Here is a 20330-nt window from a genome sequence, read left to right on the forward strand (position 1 = left end):
ATGAATTTAGATAGGAAAAAAATTTTAGAAAAAATTGGATATGCAGTAATAGTTTCTTTTATTATTTTTGTTTTTTTGGCATCAGTTAAATTTAAAGGAACTTCATACTCTTTTTTTGTATTTAGGTCTCTTTTAAATCCTATTTCAATTTTTATTGGATTTAGTTGTTTATTTGGTATCCATATTAGGGATTTTTTTAAAGATTTAATCAAGGGAATAAAAGAAATAAAAGTACAAGAGTTAATTTTATTTTTAAAATATGTTTTTATTTATCAGGGAATTATTATTTTAACAACAAATTTGGATGCTTTACAAGAAATGAGCAATGATTCCACTAGTTCTATTGATTTATATGTAAGCATTACAATGATATTATTTGTATTATTTGAAGAGTATATCTTTAGATATATAGTACAAAGGAAGTTAATGAACGTCTCAAGAGATTATGGAATCCTAGTTATGGCAATAGTTTTTGGACTATTTCATTACGGAAAATATAAATCAGGTTTTTTATTTGGTATTGCATTAGGAATTATTTATGCAATAACAGAAAACATCACTTGTACTGTAATAATTCACTATTTTTTAAATTCAACAATATCCATGAGGATTGCGGTATTTTGTCAAAATCTTTTTATGGAAAAGAATATTGAATTGGCACAAATAAATAAGATGACAGGATTTATAAGTCTACTTTTGGGGATTATTTTAATTTTTGGACAATTTTTGTTAAATAAAAAATATGTAGCTACTTTTAGTCAAAGGGAAAAGGAAACTATTAAAAAAGTATTGCAGGAGATTAGATATTTACCTGAACTTATAAAGATATTCCCACTTAATATAGGGCTTCTTTTTAGATTCTTTATTTTTCTACAAAAATATATCTAAGAATTTAATTTTTTGAGTATAAAAAATCATTTTTTTGTTAGGAAACTTTAATGGGACAAAAGCTTAAAAAATAGAGAAAATTTACAATAAATATCTTTACAAAAGAAGTCTTATGTGATAATATTGTTGAGTAAATTAGGAGGAGCCAAAGGCGGCTCTTTTTTTTAGCACTGGAGGTGTTTTTATGGCAGATAGAGTAGTACTTGAGTGCACAGAATGTAAAAACAGAAATTATGTGACATATAAGAACAAAAAGAATACTACTGAAAGATTGGAACTTAAAAAGTATTGTAAATTCTGTAAAGAACATACAACACATAAGGAAACTAAGTAAGGAGGATTTATGGCTACTAAAACTACACCTAAGACTGAAGAGAAAAAAGGCGGTCTAGGTAGATATTTTAGAGGTGTGAAATCTGAATTCAAAAAAGTTGTATGGCCTACTAAGGATACTGTAATCAAATATTCTATTATAGTAATCGTGGCAGTTATTTTGTCATCACTACTATTACTAGCATATGATAAGATCATAATGTTTTTATTTGGTTTTATTTATTGATTGGAGTGTTATAGTTGGATACACAAGAGCTTAACAACAATGAAGCTTCAAAATGGTATGTAATACACACTTATTCAGGTTATGAAAAAAAGGTAAAGGCAAATATGGAAGCTATGGTTCACAATCGTGGCATGGAAGATGTCATCTTCGACATTAGGATTCCTATGGAAGACTATGTGGAAACAAAAGATGGCGTGTCCAAGGCAAAGGAAAGAAAGATGTTCCCATCTTATGTCCTTGTAAACATGATTATGAATGACGAAACTTGGTATCTTGTAAGAAATACAAGAGGTGTAACTGGTTTCGTTGGACCTGCATCTAAGCCTGTACCCCTAACTGATGAAGAAGTGTTACTACTTGGAGTTACTGATAACAAAGAGTTATTCGATAATTACGAGATAGGGGAGTTAGTCAAGGTTATAAATGGACCCTTCAAAGACTTGGTGGGTAAAATTGACGACTTCAATTACGACAAGGAAAAAGTTAAAGTTTGTATCTCCATGTTTGGAAGGGATACAATAGTTGAATTGGATTTCAATCAAATTATTAAAGAGTAAGAGATGTGTGGGAGGGTAAACCCGCATTACCACAAGGAGGAAATAAAATGGCAAAAAAAGTCATAGCATTAGTAAAATTACAAATTCCTGCAGGAAAAGCTACACCAGCTCCACCAGTTGGTACAGCACTAGGACCTCATGGTGTAAACATCATGCAGTTCACAAAGGAATTTAACGCAAAGACTCAAGATCAAGCAGGTATGATTATCCCTGTTGTTCTTACAGTTTATCAAGATCGTTCTTTCACTTTTATCACTAAGACTCCACCAGCAGCAGTGCTTATTAAGAAAGCTCTTAATTTGCCAAAAGCTAGTGGTGAACCTAACAAGAAAAAAGTTGGAAAGCTAACAAAGGCACAAGTTGAAGATATAGCTAAAACTAAGATGCCAGATCTTAACGCAGCAAACTTAGAAGCAGCTGTTGAATTGATCGCTGGTACAGCTAGAAGTATGGGTATAGAAGTAGAAAGATAAGTGGGAGGCTGAGCCGTAGGTACCACGAAGGAGGTAAATATGCCAAAAAGAGGTAAAAAATATCAAGAAAGCGCTAAGCTTGTAGATAGATCGAATTTATATGATGTTAATGAAGCTCTTGACTTAGTTACAAAAACTGCTAAGGCAAACTTTGACGAAACAGTAGAACTTGCAGTGAGACTTGGTGTAGATCCAAGACACGCTGACCAACAAGTTAGAGGTACTGTAGTACTTCCTAACGGAACAGGTAAAGAAGTTAAGGTACTTGTTCTTGCTAAGGGAGACAAGATTAAGGAAGCTGAAGCAGCTGGTGCTGACTTCGCTGGCGGAGAAGAATTAGTTGAAAAAATCCAAAACGAAAACTGGTTTGGATTTGACGTAATTATTGCAACTCCAGATATGATGGGCGTAGTTGGTAAAATCGGTAGAGTTCTTGGACCAAAGGGACTTATGCCAAACCCTAAATCAGGTACAGTTACATTTGATGTAGAACAAGCTGTAAAAGAAATCAAGGCTGGTAAGGTTGAATATAGAGTTGACAAGGCTGCTATTATCAACGTTCCAATCGGAAAAGTTTCTTTCGGAGCTGACAAACTTGCTGAAAACTTCAAGACAATTGCAGATGCTATTATTAAAGCAAGACCAGCAGCTGCTAAGGGTCGTTATTTAAAATCAGTAACAGTTTCATCAACAATGGGACCTGGAATCAAAGTAAATGGTTCAAAATTAATGGAAAAATAAAAACACCTAAGATAAATAAAACCCCTCAACTTCTCATGAAGCGAGGGGTTTTTTTAGGACTTAAGTTTGTAAACTTAGGTCTTTTTTTATGAGAAATAAAAAAATAGTAAAAAATTAAGGGGTTTTATTTTCTAAAAATACTTGCAATTTGTAGAATAAAAACTTATAATATTGAAGTTGATTTAAGTATTTTACGGTGGTTACCGAAATTTTCAGGTAGTTTTTATCTGATGCTAAAGTTTACGACTAAGAGCCTTTTATATGCCTGATGTGGCAGATAAAAAGCGAAAAAGTAACTATTATGCTCAGAGTTTTTACAAGAAAAAATCAGCAAATAAAAAGCATCAACACCACGAGATTGCAAAAGTACGAAGGTTATCCTTACGACCGACAGCAGTCTTTTTTTGTTGGTTGGATACCCTTCTAATATTGCAAAATATTAAGGAGGTGTTAAAATGCTAAATCAAAAGCTGACTTGGTTAAAATTAACAAGAGCAGGATTAATTAGTATTATTTTAGGATCTATGATTGAGGCTTTTACAGTTGTAAACATTCATATCCCATCTCAAATTACAGAAGGTGGAATCCTAGGACTGGCAATATTATTTTATAGGACCCTTGGTATAAACCCATCGATCCTAAGTTTAATAATGGATGCGATTTGTATAATTATTGGAATAAATATTTTTGGAAAGGCATTTTTAAGAAAGACTTTATTAGCTTCTATATTATTTGCCGTTTTTTATAAAATATTTTCCATTATGGGACCAATACTCCCTAATCTTTACAGCTATCCACTTTTGGCAGCTATAGTTGGAGGTATTGGAATTGGACTAGGTTGTGGACTTGTAGTATCTCAAGGAGGAGCCACAGGTGGAGACGATGCCCTGGCCCTTGTAGTGTCAAACAAGACTAAGATGAATATTTCTTACGCCTACTTACTAATGGACGTAATAGTCTTAGTAATGTCCTTAACTTATATTCCATTCACTAGATTAATTTACTCACTAATTACCACAACAGTATCATCTGTTTTAGTAGGTCAATTTGAGATTAATCCTAGTAGCCCGGTGGAAAAAACAAATCTTTCCATTTAAAATTTATTTTAAATGAGAGTTTTCCAAGTTTATATAAAAAAGTGGCTTGACTACTTTTAATAACATAAATAGTGCATGATTGGAAGTAATTTCTATCTTGCACTATTTTTTATTGTAAAGAATTAAGACGCCGAATTTCTTTTGGGTTTAGAATCTATGAAAAATTAAGTCTTAAAAGTTGAAATGTCTGTGAGAGTGTAGATAAGATTATAAAAAAAGAATTTTTCAAATTCGCAGCTCTAAAAAATTCTTAAAATCTATTATGTAGGAATAATAAAGTCAAAAGTTGAGAAAATATTTTAAAATATTATTAAAAATAAAACAGTAAATATAAATAAACCCCTTAACTTCTTATGAAGCGAGGGGTTTTTTTAGGATTTAAGTTTATAAACTTAGGTCCTTTTTTAATATAAAATTTTATAGCTTTTGTAAGTCACGAGTTAAGAACTTTCTTAGTAGGAATATTACAAAAACTGTAACGGCAAAATCAACTGATAAGAATGATGCGTTGTAAGTTATTGAATAAACCCAAGAGTTCATACCAGCAGGTGTGAATTCCTTGAAGAAAATGACACCTGATAGGACGTGACAAACAAATCTGCCTAGGATTCCTACAAGAGATCCAAGTAGGATTGTCTTAATAGAGTTAGTTTTCTCAAACTCATCCTTATAGAGTCCTGCAAGTCCAAGAAGACCGTAGGCCAAAGGATAGTCTAATATAGCTTGGACTGGGTGATAAACACTGCCGCCAAGAATAATAGACATGACACCGTAAACTGCACCTACAACAAAGCCTTTTACTGGTCCATACCTTAGGGCAAAAATAATTAGTGGAATCATCTTGCCAGGAGTAATAGATCCACCATTAGGCAGCTGATAGAGTTTAACAGTACGAAGAATAAGAGCAAGAGCTATACAAACGGCTCCCTCAACTAACATTTTTGTTGTCCAATTTTTATTTGTTTTTTGCATAAAAAAATACCTCCTTTGCACAAATACTTAAAGAGGTTTAGACACTTCCCTCCGCAAGCATTACCTTGATTGGTTAAAGGGTATAATCTCAGCCTTCTGGCACCCCTAGTGCAAATAACATTATAAGATAAGGAAAATATATTGTAAAGGAAAAGAGATAAGGTTAATAAAGTTTTGGTTTCTTTTTAATACAAGTTTTGAGATAAGGGTAAAAATTTAAAATTAGTGAGATGTAAAATATAAATGATTTGTAAAATTTTTAAGACCTAAGAATTAAATATGACTTCACAAGTAATTGTTACTTAAGAATTAATTGGGACTAAAAACTTAATGGTGACTTAATAAAAAACTATGACTTAAGAAATAATTGTGACTTCACAATTAATTATGACTTAATAAAAAATTATTAACTTGCAATATTTTATGAGTTCATAAATTTTTATAATTTAATGAAAAATTATGCCTTAAGAATATTTTTTAAAGATTAAAGTACATTATAAATAAGAGAAAATTTTATACAAGGGTCTTAAATAAAACTTTATAGGCTATGAAGATAGATGAAAACTTTAAAAATCTAATCCAATCCTATATAATAACTAGGACATAAGAATAAAATAAAAATAAAGAAAGAAATTTAAAATAAATGTAAATAAGCATTGACAAAAAACTAAAGACTATATATAATACTTATGTTACTAAGCCGCAGACAGTAGGTGGCCCTGCCATAAATCCTACCGAGGTTTGAAATTCGGATTTATTTGATTTTCACATCTCACGGCGGCGTGAGATTTTTTTATTTTGGGGGTGACAAATTGAAAGAAGAAAAACTACAATCAAAACAAGCCCTAGTAGATGAAATTAAAGAGAAAATTCAAGGAGCACAATCTATCGTTCTTGTAAACTACAGAGGTCTAACAGTTGAAGAAGTAACTGAACTTAGAGCTAAGTATAGAGAAGCAAATGTTGATTACAAGGTTTACAAAAACACAATGATGAGACGTGCTTTTGAAGAGTTAGGTGTTGAAGGTTTAGAAGACTTTCTAAAGGGACCAAGTGCCGTTGCATTTGGTATGGAAGACCCAGCATCAGCTGCAAAAATTTCATCAGAGTTTGCAGAAGATCATGAAGCATTAGAAATTAAAGCAGGATATGTTGATGGAAAAGTATTATCACTTCCAGAAATCGACGCACTTGCTAAATTACCATCCAAGGAAGTTCTTGTTGCACAAGTACTTGGCGGCTTAAACGCTCCAATCCAAGGATTCGCAAATGTACTAAATGGTACATTATCAGGTTTTGCAAGAGTTATTGCACAAATCGCAGACAAGAAAGAAAACGAAGCAGCTTAATTTGCTAGAAAATTAAGAAAAATTATTATTTAAATTTACGGAGGAATAAAATGTCAGAAAAAGTAGAACAATTAATTGAACAAGTTAAAGAACTTACAGTATTAGAACTTTCAGAAGTAGTTAAAGCTCTAGAAGAAGAATTCGGAGTATCAGCAGCAGCTCCAGCAGCAGTTGCAGCAGCTCCAGCAGCAGGTGGCGCAGCTCCTGCAGCAGCAGCTGAAGAAAAAACTGACTTCGATGTAATCCTTGCTGAAGCAGGACAAGAAAAAGTTAAAGTAATCAAAGTTGTAAAAGACATTACTGGACTTGGACTTAAAGATGCAAAAGCAGTTGTAGACGGAGCTCCTAAGGCAGTTAAAGAAGGCGCTTCAAAAGAAGAAGCTGAAGAAATCAAAGCTAAACTTGAAGAAGTTGGAGCAACTGTAGAAGTAAAATAATTTAACTTAGTTAAATTTTATAAGAATTTAAAAGAACTGTCCCAGACGGGGCAGTTTTTTTATAGATACATAGTCAACTTAAAACAATACAAGGATAACAAATGAAAATTAAAGAACTAACTCTTATACCAATTCTTGGGACTATAATTTTTTTAACAAGTCTTATAAAAATTCCAAGTATTTTTCAAGGTGCAGAATTTCAAATGTCTGCACCAATTTCAGTACTAATTTCAATGACATTTGATCCCAAAATTTATATTTTAGCTGGCTTAATAGGATCCTTTTTATCTTTTTTTACGGGTATATCAAATATTTATGGAATTATTGTGGCCTTGGTTTTTAGGATAGGTGTACTTGTCTTTATACTGCTAATAAAGAATAAAAACTTTTGCCTATTATTTGCATCTTCTTTTGGGACAAGTCTATCGAGAATAGTTTTATCAAAATTATTAGGACTACCACTTATAAGCCTTTTGATACCTGTCCTTCCAGGTATGATAATCAGTGGTGTATTAGCAAAGTTATTTTATGAAAAAATTTATGAAAGATTGTTAACATATAATATTTTGGAGGAAAGAATTTGAAGTATAGTGTTAAGATGAGAGCATCTAAAAATAATAATAAAGAGAACTTACATATTGGTGGGGCTGAAAGTATAGTTGATGAAGAGGATCTTTTAAATATAATAAACAGTCTTGCATCAAGAGGATTAAATCATTCAAGAGGCCAAGCAGATTTTGTGAATATAAAAATAAATAAAGTTAGAGAAGAGGACATAATAAACATAAGGGCTTTAAAGACTAAGACTATAGAAGTGGATACAAAAGAAGAGGGACTTGTAGTAATGGAAAAACTTTTGAATTCTATGGGGATAGAGAATCCTCAAATAGTTATAGACTTGTTAATTAATACGAAAAATATGAGGGGAGCTATAATTTTAAATATTTTAAGCCTAGAAAGAATGGAAGGCGACTTAGACAAGGGAGTCAGAGTAACAAATATGGATTTTGCTAGCAGGAGAGATATCTCCAATAAAAACCATTTTAAAGAAGCTCTTTGTCTTGCAACAAAAACCTTAAATGCAAAGGCAATAATCGGAGAGGTTTGCATTTCAGATGATCCTGATTATGTCACTGGATACCTAGCCAATAAAAAGGAGTATATTAGAATTACAAAGTTAAAGGAGAGAGGAGATTTAAATGGTGGAAGAGTTTTTCTCTATGATCCTCGCCTTGACACAATTGAGAATACTATAGATTATTTGAAAAATCAGTTGGTGATAGTACATGAATAGTATTTATATAAAAGAAAAACTACAAAAACTTGAAAAAGAACATCTTATAAGAGAAGAAAGAATTTTTGAAAGTCCCCAACTGGCACAAAGTATGATTGATTCAAAGGAATATCTTTTATTTTCCTCAAGCAATTATCTTTCACTTGGAGAAAATAAAGAAATTTTAGAAAAAGTAAAGAAAAGAATGGACAGTATTGGTCTTGGCAGTGGAGGCTCTAGACTAACAACTGGAAGCCACAAAGTTCACAAAGATTTGGAAAGAAATCTTGCTGAGTTTATTGGATATGAAAATAGCCTTGTATACTCAAGTGGTTTCATGGCTAACCTTGGATTTTTAACTTCAGTATGTGATGATGAAACTATTGTATTTTCTGATGAAAAAAATCATGCATCTATAATAGATGGGATTAGATTAAGCAAATCTAAAGTAGAAGTTTATAAGCATTTGGACTTTAAAGATTTAGAAGAAAAATTAAAAAAATATCCTAATAGAAATAAAGTTTTAGTTTCTGATGGTGTTTTTAGCATGGATGGAGATATTCTGCCTCTTGATGAGTTTTGTAGATTAGGAGAAAAGTATAAAGCTTTGACATATGTTGACGATGCACATGGATTTGGTATTTTAGGAGAAAATGGAAAAGGAATAACAGAAATATATAAAACTTATCCTGATGTAATGCTTGTAACATTTTCTAAAGCCTTGGGCGCAAGTGGTGCGGCTCTTTTGACATCAAATTTAATGAGGAAGTACCTCTATAACACCAGTCGTGAATTTATTTTTTCGACTTCTATAAGCCCTGTTGACACCCTAATTATTTTAGAATCTTTAAATTATATTAAGTCTAATAAGAAAAATATAAATAAGTTGAAGGATAATGTTTCATATTTAAAGAAAAAGCTGGAAGAAAATAATTTTGATATTGGTGGAAACTCTCATATAATTCCTATAAAAGTGGGAAATGAAAAAAGAGCTCAGGAAATATTCAAGAAACTAATGGATTCTGGAATATTTTTATCAATAATAAGATTTCCAGCAGTTCCAAAAAATGAAGCAATTCTAAGAGTAACACCTATGGCTAATCACAGTAAAGAAGATTTAGATTTTCTCTTGAAAAAATTAAAAGAATTTGTTAAATAAAAAAAGAGAACTCATTTTTGACTGTGAGTTCTCTTTTCTTTTTTGATTTTTAATTTGTGGATGGTTTTACTAATAACTAATTTTTGAAATATTATTTGCGAAGGATTCTTAAGAGTTCGATTTCTTTTTTGTGGCCTTCTAGGTCTTGGGGGGTTTCAAGATAAAAGGGAAGGTCTCTTAATTTTTCGTGGTTTATTATTCTCTCGATTGCTTCCAGGCCAATTTTTCCCTTGCCTATGACTTCGTGTCTGTCCTTGTGGGCTCCTCTTTCGTTTTTGGAGTCGTTTAGGTGGATGGCGTAGAGTTTATCGAGACCTATATATTTATCAAATTCTTCTAAGACTCCATCTAGGTCATCTATTATGTCGTAGCCGGCCTCGTGGACGTGGCAGGTATCCAGACAGACTCCAACTTTTTCTTTTAAGTTCACTCCTTCTATTATTCTTCCAATTTCTTCAAACTTTGATCCAACTTCTGTACCCTTGCCTGACATGGTTTCAAGGAGGACTAGGGTCTCTTGGTCTTCTCTTAAGACTAAATTTAATTGGGCTGAAATTATTTCTATTGCCCCATCAATGCCAAGACCTGTGTGGGAACCTGGGTGAAGGTTGTAGTAGGTGTTTTCAAAGTATCTGAGCCTTTCCAAGTCTTCTGCCAAGACTAGGTTGGCAAACTCTCTTACACTTTCTGTTGATGAACAGGGATTTAGGGTGTAGGGAGCATGGGCAAGTAGGGGACCAAAATTGTTTTCTCTTGCAAGGTCCATTAGTCCTTTTATGTCTTCTTCGTCTAATTTCTTCATCTTGGAACCTCTTGGGTTTCTTGAGAAAAATTGAAAAGTTGTGGCAGAAATTTTTAGGGCATCTCTTCCCATATTGGTGTAGCCCCTTGATGTAGAAAGATGGGGACCTATTTTAAACATATTACCTCCATAAAATAAAATTTAATAATATAAAAAATTTTCTTAGTTTTTAAAAACTTTTTATAAAAAGTTTAGTGGAACTTATTCTCACTTGGGTCGTGAAATTTAACTACTTCAGCAGGAACTCCCACTGCAGTTGAGTTGGCAGGGATGTCCTTAAGTACCAGGGCGCCTGCCCCAATTTTTGCTCCTTCGCCAATGACTACTGGACCAAGGACTGTTGCTCCTGTTCCAATTATGACGTTGTTTCCTACTGTGGGGTGTCTTTTCTTTTCCTTTTCATTGCCTGTTCCACCAAGGGTTATGTTGTGGTACATGTGACAGTTGTCCCCAATCTCGGCAGTCTCTCCAATGACCACAGCCATGCCGTGATCAATGAAGAGGTTTTTGCCAATTTTGGCACCAGGATGAATTTCAATCCCAGTTTTCTTCCTGGCCCTTTGTGAAATCCATCTTGCAAGTGTAGTGTGATCTTTTTGGTAAAAGTAGTGGGCAATTCTGTGCCTAACCATGCAAGAAACTATGGGATACATAAAGATTGCTTCGAATAAACTTTTACAGGCTGGGTCCTTTAATAAAATAAATTCCCCATATTCTTTAATCCTTTTGAAATAATTAGTCATTCTTAAAAAGGTCGGTGGACATATATCTTTCAGCTGTATCAGGTGCTACTGTGACAATATTTCCACCAAGCTCCTCTTGCATTTTTAGTGCACCTACAACATTGGCACCAGCTGATATGCCAACAAGTAGTCCCTCTTCACGAGAAAGTCTTCTTGCCATTTCTATTGCTTCTTCTGACTTAACTGTGATTGTCTTGTCTAATAATTTTGTATCTAGGACTCCTGGCACAAAGTTTGCTCCAATCCCTTGAATCTTGTGGCCGCCAGCTTGACCTCTTGTAAGAAGTGGAGATTCATCTGGTTCAAGTCCCCAAACTTTTATGTTTTCATCCTTTGATTTTAAATATCTTCCAACTCCTGTTACAGTTCCGCCAGTTCCAATTCCTGCTATAAAGCCTGAGATGTCCTTTAGGTCTTCATAAATTTCTGGGCCAGTTGTTTCTTCGTGAGCCACAGCATTGTATTTATTTTCAAATTGGTTTGGCATGAAGTAGTTACCTGTAGCTACAAGTTCTTTTGCCTTATCAACAGCTGCTTGCATTCCACCTTCTCCTGTAAGGATTAGCTTAGCTCCAAAGGCTTCAATGAGTCTTCTTCTTTCAATTGACATAGACTCTGGCATTACAATATTTACCTTGTAACCAAGTGCACGACCAATCATGGCAATGGCGATGCCTGTGTTGCCACTTGTTGGTTCAACTATTTCCATGCCTTCCTTTAATGATCCGTCTTCGATGGCACCCTTGATCATGTAAAGAGCAGCCCTGTCCTTAACTGATCCTGCTGGGTTAGATTTTTCTACCTTTACAAAAATCTTTCCTCCACCAATGTTTTCTAATTGTACTAATTTTGATTGTCCAACTGTCTCTAATAATTTTGTCATTTTCTTTCCTCCAATAAATCCATAAAAAAAAGAGTATATGAAATCATATACTCTTAAAATCTTTCTTAATATCTAATAAAAAGTTTAAAATATTGATTCACATTCAAATAAGTCCTATAAAATTTTTTATAGAACAACAACAGAATGCTTGGCTTGTGAAATTTTTAAAGTTATTTAAGTTTTTCATTTTTATCGCCTCTTCAATATGGTTCGACTATACTATTATAATTTTTATTTGTCAAGTGTAAAATGAAAATTATTTAATACCTACGGTCTTATCCATATATAAGGAGGGGGTTAAGGGGCGTTGCGAGGCCCCTTTCCCCCTCCTTAAACCACCCCTTTGAACCCCACGCGCTGGAAGTCCAAAAAAATCGGTTATGCTAAATTTTCAAAACTCACTCGCTTCGCGAGCTCAAACAGTTGAAAATTTTTAACGCACAACCGATTTTTTTGTTCATTTTATGCACTCCCACAAGTTTTTAATTTAAGGCTGACGTCTGATTATGAGAAGTAAAGGGAAGACTCTTGCCATGTCGTTAACTTGTTAAGATAGGCCTGAAGGAAATATCAATGAGGCAAAATTAAAGGCGGTTTGAAAAACAACTAATGTCCGATTGTGCATAAGATTCATTTAATTCTTAAAATAAAACTTGATAATAAAAAATTCTAGTCTATTAAAAACAAGTCAATTATTTTAAAATTTTAAATTATTTTTACAAAAATAAGGGAAATATTCTCCAAGAGTCTGAAATATAAATTAATTGTGAAATTTTCTTGAATATAAGAGTCAATCTTAGTTATAATGTAAGCAGTAAATAAAAAGAGGTGTTTTATGAAAGTTTCAGTTATCCTGGCAGCAGGAGAGGGAACGAGAATGAAGTCCAAAAAACCAAAGGTACTTCATGAAATTCTTGGAAGACCCATGCTTTTTTATGTCCTAAATTCTTGCAAGCACTCTCAAGTTGAAAAGAATCTTGTGGTAGTGGGACACAACAAGGAAAAAGTCTGTGAGGCCTTTGAAGATGAAAAAGATGTGGAATTTATTGAGCAACCTATTGGTGATGACGTGCCCTATGGCACTGGCTATGCCGTTATGAATGCTCTTGATAAGATAGATGATGATGACACAGTTATTATTTTAAATGGAGATACTCCTATTATTTCTAATTCAACTATTTCATGCTTTTTGAAATATCACGAAGAGAGAAATAATGATATAACAGTTTTGTCTGCTGATATGAAGGATCCTACAAACTACGGCAGGATTGTCAGGGATGAAAATGCAAATGTTGTTGCAATAGTAGAAGAAAAAGACGCAAGTGAAAAGCAAAAGTTAATCCGTGAAATTAATTCAGGTATTTTTGCCTTTAAGGGTTCTTCTCTAAAGTCAGCTCTTTCAAAGATTGATACTGACAATGCAGCTAATGAGATGTATATTACTGATACTCTTGGAATTCTTGTTGAAGAAGGCAAGAGGGTTGACTCCTTTAAGTTAAGGGACACAAGAGAAATCCTTGGAGTTAATTCAAGATACGAGTTATCTATTGCAGCAGAAATCCTACAAAAAAAGATTAACAAGGAATACATGATAAATGGTGTTGGGATAATTGATCCTAAGTCCACATATATTGAATACGGGGCTACAATTGAAAGAGATGTCATGATTTACCCAGGCACTCGCATTGACAAGAAGTCTGTTATAAAAGAAGGGGCAGAAATTTATTCTTCTACAATAAAAAATTCAACAATTGGAGAAGATGTCCTTATTAGGTCTTCTGAAATAGAAGATTCTTCTATAGGAAGAGGAACTACAGTGGGACCTTACGCCCACTTGAGACCAAATTCTCATGTTGGAGAAAATTGTAAGATTGGAAATTTTGTTGAGGTTAAAAATTCCAATGTTGGAGACGGGTCAAAGATGAGTCACCTTGCTTATATAGGCGATGCCGATGTGGGTAGTGGAGTTAACATTGGCTGCGGAGTAGTCTTTGTTAATTATGATGGAAGAGACAAGTTTAGAGCCAAGGTTGGGGACAATGCCTTTATTGGTTCTAATGCAAATTTAGTGGCACCAATTGAAGTAGAGGACAACGGCTATGTTGCTGCTGGATCTACGATTACAAAAAATGTTTTGAAGGGTCAACTTTCTCTTGAGAGAGCACCTCAAAAAAATATAGATGGTTGGGTTGAGAGAAAAGGATTTATCAAATAGGAGGACATGGAAATGAGCACAGTTAATGGAGATATTGTAGTATTTACAGGAAATTCTAATCTTAGTCTTGTAGATAAAATTTGTGAAAATATGGGAATTGAAAAGGGCGCTTGTACTGTGTCCACATTTTCTGATGGAGAAATTTCAATTGATATTGGAATTTCTGTAAGAGGTAAGGATGTTTTTGTTATCCAATCAACTTCTTCACCAGTTAATGACAACCTAATGGAACTTTTAATTTTAATTGATGGTCTAAAGAGGGCATCAGCAGGCAGGATCAACGCAGTTATCCCTTATTACGGATATGCAAGACAAGACAGGAAGACTAAGGCAAGAGAACCTATCACTTCAAAGCTTGTTGCAAACCTAATTACTAAGGCAGGAGCTGACAGGGTTGTTGCCATGGACCTTCACGCTGGTCAAATCCAAGGTTACTTTGATATTCCAGTTGACCACCTAACTGCTGTACCTTACCTTGCAAGATACTTCAAGGATATTGTTAATGAAGATGACTTTGTAGTTGTTTCTCCAGACCTAGGTGGAGTTACAAGAACTAGGAAGTTTGCCAATGAATTAAATCTTCCAATTGCCATTATTGAAAAGAGAAGACCAAAGGCAAATGTGTCTGAAGTTATGAATATTATTGGTGATGTTGAAGGTAAGTCAGTTATACTTGTTGACGACATTGCTGATACTGCTGGAACTATTACTAAGGCAGCTGACGCACTAAAATCTAGAGGTGCAAAGAAAGTTTATGGAGCTGCAACTCACGGAGTGCTATCAGGCCCAGCTATTGAAAGACTAGAAAACTCATCTCTAGAAAAATTTGTAATCACAGATACTATTGAACTTCCAGAAGAAAAGAAAATAGATAAGATTGATATTGTGTCTGTTGCTCCAATTTTTGCATCAGCAATTAAGAGGATCAACACATCACAATCAGTTAGTGAAATGTTTGAATAAGGTGATTAAGTGTATATAATTGCAGGACTGGGAAATCCCGGCAAGAAGTACGAAGCTACTAGGCACAACGTGGGTTTCTCGACAATTGATGTCCTTGCGGATAAGCTTAATATAAAAGTTAATAAGATTAAATTTAAGGGGCTTGTAGGTGAAGGGAGAATTGGATCAGAAAAGGTCATTCTCCTAAAGCCCCATACTTTTATGAACAATTCCGGAGAATCAATTGTAGAAATTTTAAATTTTTATAAATTAAAACCAGAAGACTTAATGGTTGTTGTGGACGACATTGACATTGAATTTGCCCAGCTAAAGATAAAGAAGAATGGATCGGCTGGAACCCACAATGGGCTTAAGTCTATTGTAAATTTAACAGGAAGCAAAAATTTTGCCAGGTTTAAAATTGGTGTTGGTAAAAAACATCCCAATGAAGATTTGGCAAGTTTTGTTCTGTCTAATTTTCCATCAAAGGATAAAAAACATATTGAAGATGCCATAGATGCTTGTTCAGATGCCATAATTGAAGCAGTGGACTCTGGCATAGACAAGTCCATGAATTCTTATAACAACAACATTTATTGAGGTGAAAATTGATTTTTTTAATCAATAGTGTAAAGAACTTAGAATCTTTTAAAGAATTAGATAATTCAATAAAAATTTCAAAGAACACTGCAGTCTTTGGTTCAGAGGAGGCAGTGCTCTCTCTTTTTGCGCCCACTTTTTGTGCTGGGGGAAAGAAAGTCTGCCTAATTTCACAAGACAGGGCCAGGGCAAGAAAGGCCTATGAAGACATTGAGTCCATATCAGATGAAAACTGCGTTTACTATCCAGAGAAGGATGTATTTTTCTACGACAGGGACTCAAAGTCCAAGGAGAACACCAAGAAAAGACTAGAAGCCATGGCAGAAATTGCAAGTGGGAGGGCAAATATTGTTGTCACAACCCTAAATGCCTTGACTGCAAAAATATCAAGACCAGAAATTTTTGCCTCTTATAAAATTCTCATAGAAGTTGGCCAAGTGGTGAATCTTGATGACCTTCCCAATAAGCTTGTTGAAATGGGTTACGAAAGATTTCCAAGCGTTGAAGGTCTTGGCCAGTTCTCTATAAGAGGTTCAATAATTGACATTGGGACTCAAGATGCCAACTACAGGATAGAACTTTTTGACGATGAAGTTGATTCCATTAGGTCCTTTGAAATTGAAAGTCAAAGGTCTCTTGATAAGTTAGAAGAAATTACAATCTATCCCATAGAAGATTTGATCCTAAGAGAAGATGAGAAAGAAAAAATTGCTGAGAGAATAAAAAAAGATATTTCAAAAACAAAACTTGAGGGAAAAGAAAAGGACAGGCTAAGTGAAAAGTTTTTGAGATATGTAGACAGGCTTGAAAACCAAGAGACAATTATCAACAAGGACTTGATCCTTCCCTATGTAGACCAAGACCAAGTGGGATCTTTTTTAGACTACTTAGATGATTTTATATTTTTAATTGAAGAGCCATCGAGGATTGTGGAAAGAGAAGAAGAACTTGAGCTTGCCAATGGAGATAAGTTTGCCATCTTAATCGAGAATGGTGAAGTCACAAAGGCTCACGAAAAAACTTTTTACAATTATAAGGATATAATTGACAAGTTAAATGAGAAGACTTTAATAACTTTTAACGCCCTCTTAAAGCCACCAAAAATGTTTAAGCCTCAGGACATTGTAAACATCAAGGTCAAGAGCGTGACAAACTATATGTCAAAGATCAAGCTTTTTAAAGAAGACTTGGACTATTATGGAAATAATAATTTTAAGGTAATACTTCTTGGAGCAACGGAAAAAAGGGCCAAGAGACTTTTTGACCACCTAGTGGACTTAGGATATTCTCCTCATCTTGCAAAAAACACAAAAAATGAAAAAATTACTTCCAACATTGTTGTCACTACTGGTGCCTTAAATGATGGAATAGAATTTTCTGACTCAAAAACAGTTTTTATAAATTATTCAGAAATTTATGGGTCCTTTTCAAAGAAGAAAAAGAAAAAAGTTCCTAAGAAGAAGGCCCTAAATTTTGAGGACTTGAAGATTGGAGACTATGTAGTTCACGAGGCCCACGGTGTTGGAAAATATGTTGGGACAACAAGACTTGAAGTCTCAGGAATCCAAAAGGACTATATTTTAATTGAATATGGTGGAGAGGACAAGCTCTTCCTCCCAATTGAAGCCTTAGATTCTATTTACAAGTACGTACAAGAGGGCAAAAGACCGCCAAAGGTCAACAAGTTAAACTCTCTTGACTGGAAGAAGAAAAAGGCTCGCGCAAAAAAATCCATTGACGACATGGCAGACGAGTTGATAAAACTTTATGCCACTCGCGAAAACACCAAGGGCTTTGCCTTTAGTGAAGACTCCCAATACCAAAGGAAGTTTGAAGATGCCTTTATCTACGAAGAAACTTCTGGCCAGTTGAAGTCTACTGAAGAGATAAAAGAAGATATGGAGAAGCCATCGCCAATGGACAGGCTCCTCTGTGCCGACGTTGGTTATGGAAAGACAGAGGTTGCCCTTCGTGCAGCCTTTAAGGCAATACTAGATGGCAAGCAAGTTGCCATTCTTGTGCCAACAACTATTTTGGCCCAACAACATTACAACACAATAAAAGAGAGGTTTAAAAACTTCCCTGTGGGAGTTGGACTCCTTTCAAGATTTAGGTCAAAGAAAGACCAAAAGATGGATCTTGAAGGCCTAAAGGATGGAAACATTGATATAATCGTAGGAACTCACAGGCTCCTTTCCAAGGACGTCAAGTTCAAGGATCTGGGACTTTTAATTATAGATGAAGAGCAAAGATTTGGTGTCCGTCACAAGGAAAAACTCAGGATGCTAAAGGAGAATGTGGACACCCTAACTCTTACTGCAACCCCAATCCCAAGGACCCTACAAATGTCCATGATAGGGATTAGAGACATGTCAGTTATTGAGGATCCACCTGAAGAGAGATTTCCAGTAGAAACTTATGTCTTGGAGTACAACAACCTAATGGTTCGTGAAGCCATCCTAAAGGAAATTGAAAGGGGAGGTCAGGTTTACTTCCTCTACAACAAGGTCTCAAATATGGAAAATAAACTCCTAGAACTTAGGAAGCTTGTTCCAGAAGCGACCTTCTCCATGGCCAATGGTCAGATGACTGAGAAAGCTCTTGAAGACACAATGATTGACTTTATAGAAGGGAATGTTGACGTCCTAGTTTGCTCAACAATAATAGAAACAGGCATGGACGTTCCCAATGCAAATACAATGATAATAACAGACTCAAATAGGCTTGGACTTTCACAACTTTATCAACTCCGTGGAAGGATAGGCAGGTCATCAAGGATTGCCTACGCCTACTTCACCTACGACAGGTCAACATCAATCTCTGAAGTAGCACAAAAGAGGCTCCAAGCTATAAAAGAATTTACTGAGTTTGGTTCAGGTCACAAGATTGCGGAGAGGGACCTTGAGATAAGAGGTTCAGGCTCTATACTTGGATCAAGACAGTCAGGCCACATAGAAAAAATTGGTTACGACCTCTACATGAAGTACCTCAAGGATGCTGTCATGAAGTTAAAGGGACTTGACGTCGAAGAAGAAATTGAAACCACAATTGACTTAAAGCTTGATTCTTTTATACCAAAGGACTACATTGCCGATGACAAGACAAGGCTTGAGATTTACAAGAAGATTTCTGTTCTCACAACAGAAGAAGAATATTCAGACCTTGTTGACGAATTAATAGACAGGTTCTCCGACTTCCCTGATGAAGTTTCCAACCTAATGGACATTGCCCTCTTAAAGAACAAGGCGCAAAGGGCAAAAGTTTCATCAATTCTTGAGAGAAGAGGAGAATATAGGGTAAGAGTAGAAGGCGAGGTTCCACTTCCTGCCATAATGGAAATAAATAACGAGTTTGAAAATATTTCCTACTCCATGGGAAATGACAATGAAATCATCTTGACTAAGTTAAAATACCCTCTTGATGAGCTTAAAAAGTTGGTTACAATTTTGTATTTACACAAAAAGGACACAAAAACTTCTAAAAAGTAGTGTATAATGGAAACATTAAATGATAATAATTAAATAGAATAAGGAGAGAAATATGTTTTTAAAGAAATTTGGTAAGATAGCAGTGACTATTGCACTTGCAGGTTCACTTGTGGCTTGTAGCGGTGCAAATAAGGATGCAGCAGCAAAGGTTGGTGGAGTTGAAATCCCAATGGAAGATTATTACAAATCTTATGCAGCAAGGGTAAATCAACTTACTTCAATGTACGGCGAAGATGTTCTTAAGAACAAGGAAGATGGAAAGAAATCTACTGACGAACTTTTAAGAGAACAAGCAATCACAGACCTAACAACAACTGAAGCTATTAAACAAGATGCAGAAAAATCAAAGATTACAGTTTCTGATGAAGAAGTAAATAAAAAGCTTGACGAAATCAAGACACAACTTGGTGGAGAAGAAGCCTTCAACAATTTCTTAAAAGAAAATGGACTTCCAAAAGAATATGTTGCAGAAAACATGAAAAATCAAATGTTAGTTGGCAAATATACTCAAGAAAAATTAAAAGAACTTGAACCGACTGAAGAAGAAGTTAAGAAGCACTATGAAGACAACAAGGATTCTTACTACAAGGCAAAGGCATCTCACATCCTAGTAGACGACCTAAAAGAAGCTAATGTTTTAAGAAAAAAGATTCTAAAGGGAGAAGACTTTGCTAAGCTTGCAAAGGAAAATTCTAAGGATACAGGAAGTGCACAAAATGGTGGATCACTTGGCGAATTCACAAGTGGACAAATGGTTGAAGCCTTTGACCAAGAAATTGCTAAGATGAAGGCTGGCGACATTTCTGAACCTATAACTACACAATTTGGTTACCACATCATCAAGCTTGAAGAAAAAACTCCTCTAGAATTTGATGCAGTTAAGGACCAAATCAAGGCTGAGTTACAACAAGAAAAATTCAAAGACTATATTGACAAAGTTAAGAAAGATGCTAAAATAAAAACTTACGTTAATACTTCTAAAGAAGTTGAACTTCCAGATGAATACAAGAACTTTGGAAAGGTAGAAAAAGAAGGCCAAGCTAAAGAAACTAATGCAAGGACTGAAGCAGCAAACAAGAATGCAAAGGCTAATGCAGGAAAAGAAAATGCTAAGGCTGAAAACAAAAAAGAAACAAAATAAGATTTAAATCA

The 20330-nt window shown here is 34.6% G+C and carries 21 protein-coding genes, 1 riboswitch and 1 other annotated feature; of the genes, 17 read left to right on the forward strand and 4 right to left on the reverse strand.

Features of this window, described 5'->3' with window-relative positions; translation table 11 throughout:
* The 7 genes from I6I93_RS06855 to I6I93_RS06885 all read left to right on the forward strand — a co-directional run bounded on the left by I6I93_RS06855 (position 1) and on the right by I6I93_RS06885 (position 4315).
* Positions 1-888 carry a CPBP family intramembrane glutamic endopeptidase gene (locus I6I93_RS06855; RefSeq protein WP_112889939.1) on the forward strand — a complete coding sequence of 296 codons (888 nt, stop codon included), beginning with the start codon at positions 1-3 and terminating at the stop codon, positions 886-888.
* A gap of 184 nt (positions 889-1072) precedes the next feature.
* Positions 1073-1222: a 50S ribosomal protein L33 gene (rpmG, locus tag I6I93_RS06860; protein WP_070702409.1), complete on the forward strand. Its 150-nt coding sequence runs from the start codon at positions 1073-1075 to the stop codon at positions 1220-1222.
* A gap of 9 nt (positions 1223-1231) precedes the next feature.
* Positions 1232-1447, forward strand: a complete 216-nt coding sequence (secE, locus tag I6I93_RS06865; RefSeq protein WP_005956279.1) for a preprotein translocase subunit SecE — start codon at positions 1232-1234, stop codon at positions 1445-1447.
* A gap of 14 nt (positions 1448-1461) precedes the next feature.
* Positions 1462-2004 (forward strand): transcription termination/antitermination protein NusG, encoded by a 543-nt coding sequence (gene nusG / locus I6I93_RS06870; protein ID WP_070702411.1) that lies wholly within the window; start codon positions 1462-1464, stop codon positions 2002-2004.
* A gap of 47 nt (positions 2005-2051) precedes the next feature.
* Entirely contained in the window at positions 2052-2477 is a 426-nt protein-coding gene (rplK, locus tag I6I93_RS06875; RefSeq protein WP_070702413.1) for a 50S ribosomal protein L11, read from the forward strand.
* A gap of 39 nt (positions 2478-2516) precedes the next feature.
* Positions 2517-3218 carry a 50S ribosomal protein L1 gene (gene rplA, locus I6I93_RS06880; protein ID WP_070702415.1) on the forward strand — a complete coding sequence of 234 codons (702 nt, stop codon included), beginning with the start codon at positions 2517-2519 and terminating at the stop codon, positions 3216-3218.
* Positions 3219-3673: 455 nt separating this feature from the next.
* Positions 3674-4315 (forward strand): YitT family protein, encoded by a 642-nt coding sequence (locus I6I93_RS06885; RefSeq protein WP_112889941.1) that lies wholly within the window; start codon positions 3674-3676, stop codon positions 4313-4315.
* Between the two features lie 417 nt (positions 4316-4732).
* On the opposite strand, the gene thiT is transcribed toward I6I93_RS06885, so the two are convergent.
* Positions 4733-5287 carry an energy-coupled thiamine transporter ThiT gene (thiT, locus tag I6I93_RS06890; protein WP_112889942.1) on the reverse strand — a complete coding sequence of 185 codons (555 nt, stop codon included), beginning with the start codon at positions 5285-5287 and terminating at the stop codon, positions 4733-4735.
* A gap of 29 nt (positions 5288-5316) precedes the next feature.
* Positions 5317-5404, reverse strand: a riboswitch (TPP riboswitch).
* A gap of 565 nt (positions 5405-5969) precedes the next feature.
* Positions 5970-6091 (forward strand) — a sequence feature (ribosomal protein L10 leader region).
* Positions 6092-6099: 8 nt separating this feature from the next.
* On the opposite strand from thiT, the gene rplJ reads away from it, so the two are divergent.
* The 5 genes from rplJ (at position 6100) to I6I93_RS06915 (ending at position 9505) form a co-directional block, all read left to right on the forward strand.
* Positions 6100-6636: a 50S ribosomal protein L10 gene (gene rplJ / locus I6I93_RS06895; protein WP_070702423.1), complete on the forward strand. Its 537-nt coding sequence runs from the start codon at positions 6100-6102 to the stop codon at positions 6634-6636.
* A gap of 50 nt (positions 6637-6686) precedes the next feature.
* Positions 6687-7073 (forward strand): 50S ribosomal protein L7/L12, encoded by a 387-nt coding sequence (gene rplL / locus I6I93_RS06900; RefSeq protein ID WP_070702425.1) that lies wholly within the window; start codon positions 6687-6689, stop codon positions 7071-7073.
* A gap of 101 nt (positions 7074-7174) precedes the next feature.
* The gene (locus I6I93_RS06905) at positions 7175-7657 is read left to right on the forward strand and encodes a hypothetical protein (protein WP_112889943.1); all 483 of its coding nucleotides are present in this window, start codon (positions 7175-7177) and stop codon (positions 7655-7657) included.
* Positions 7654-8367 (forward strand): 6-carboxyhexanoate--CoA ligase, encoded by a 714-nt coding sequence (locus I6I93_RS06910; RefSeq protein ID WP_112889944.1) that lies wholly within the window; start codon positions 7654-7656, stop codon positions 8365-8367. Before I6I93_RS06905 ends, I6I93_RS06910 begins: the two co-directional genes overlap by 4 nt.
* On the forward strand, positions 8360-9505 hold the full coding sequence (locus I6I93_RS06915) for an aminotransferase class I/II-fold pyridoxal phosphate-dependent enzyme (RefSeq protein WP_112889945.1): 1146 nt from the start codon (positions 8360-8362) through the stop codon (positions 9503-9505). The genes I6I93_RS06910 and I6I93_RS06915 overlap by 8 nt, the downstream gene beginning before the upstream one ends.
* A 91-nt stretch (positions 9506-9596) precedes the next feature.
* Here the strand turns inward: I6I93_RS06915 and I6I93_RS06920 are convergent, their stop codons facing one another.
* The 3 genes from I6I93_RS06920 to cysK all read right to left on the reverse strand — a co-directional run bounded on the left by I6I93_RS06920 (position 9597) and on the right by cysK (position 11933).
* On the reverse strand, positions 9597-10427 hold the full coding sequence (locus tag I6I93_RS06920) for a deoxyribonuclease IV (protein WP_112889946.1): 831 nt from the start codon (positions 10425-10427) through the stop codon (positions 9597-9599).
* Positions 10428-10498: 71 nt separating this feature from the next.
* Complete coding sequence (gene epsC / locus I6I93_RS06925; protein ID WP_112889947.1) at positions 10499-11050, reverse strand: serine O-acetyltransferase EpsC; 552 nt, start codon at positions 11048-11050, stop codon at positions 10499-10501.
* Positions 11043-11933 (reverse strand): cysteine synthase A, encoded by an 891-nt coding sequence (gene cysK, locus I6I93_RS06930; protein ID WP_112889948.1) that lies wholly within the window; start codon positions 11931-11933, stop codon positions 11043-11045. The genes epsC and cysK overlap by 8 nt, the downstream gene beginning before the upstream one ends.
* A gap of 835 nt (positions 11934-12768) precedes the next feature.
* Here cysK and glmU point away from each other — a divergent pair.
* The 5 genes from glmU to I6I93_RS06955 are packed head-to-tail and all read left to right on the forward strand — an operon-like array spanning position 12769 to position 20319.
* The gene (glmU, locus tag I6I93_RS06935; protein WP_112889949.1) at positions 12769-14148 is read left to right on the forward strand and encodes a bifunctional UDP-N-acetylglucosamine diphosphorylase/glucosamine-1-phosphate N-acetyltransferase GlmU; all 1380 of its coding nucleotides are present in this window, start codon (positions 12769-12771) and stop codon (positions 14146-14148) included.
* A gap of 12 nt (positions 14149-14160) precedes the next feature.
* On the forward strand, positions 14161-15111 hold the full coding sequence (locus I6I93_RS06940; protein ID WP_112889950.1) for a ribose-phosphate diphosphokinase: 951 nt from the start codon (positions 14161-14163) through the stop codon (positions 15109-15111).
* 9 nt (positions 15112-15120) lie between these two features.
* Positions 15121-15690: an aminoacyl-tRNA hydrolase gene (pth, locus tag I6I93_RS06945; protein ID WP_112889951.1), complete on the forward strand. Its 570-nt coding sequence runs from the start codon at positions 15121-15123 to the stop codon at positions 15688-15690.
* A gap of 8 nt (positions 15691-15698) precedes the next feature.
* Complete coding sequence (gene mfd / locus I6I93_RS06950; protein ID WP_112889952.1) at positions 15699-19178, forward strand: transcription-repair coupling factor; 3480 nt, start codon at positions 15699-15701, stop codon at positions 19176-19178.
* Positions 19179-19230: 52 nt separating this feature from the next.
* Positions 19231-20319: a peptidylprolyl isomerase gene (locus tag I6I93_RS06955; protein ID WP_112889953.1), complete on the forward strand. Its 1089-nt coding sequence runs from the start codon at positions 19231-19233 to the stop codon at positions 20317-20319.
* The last annotated feature ends 11 nt before the right edge of the window (positions 20320-20330 follow it).

The sequence above is a fragment of the Peptoniphilus harei genome (assembly GCF_016726485.1).
Lineage (GTDB): Bacteria > Bacillota > Clostridia > Tissierellales > Peptoniphilaceae > Peptoniphilus_A > Peptoniphilus_A harei.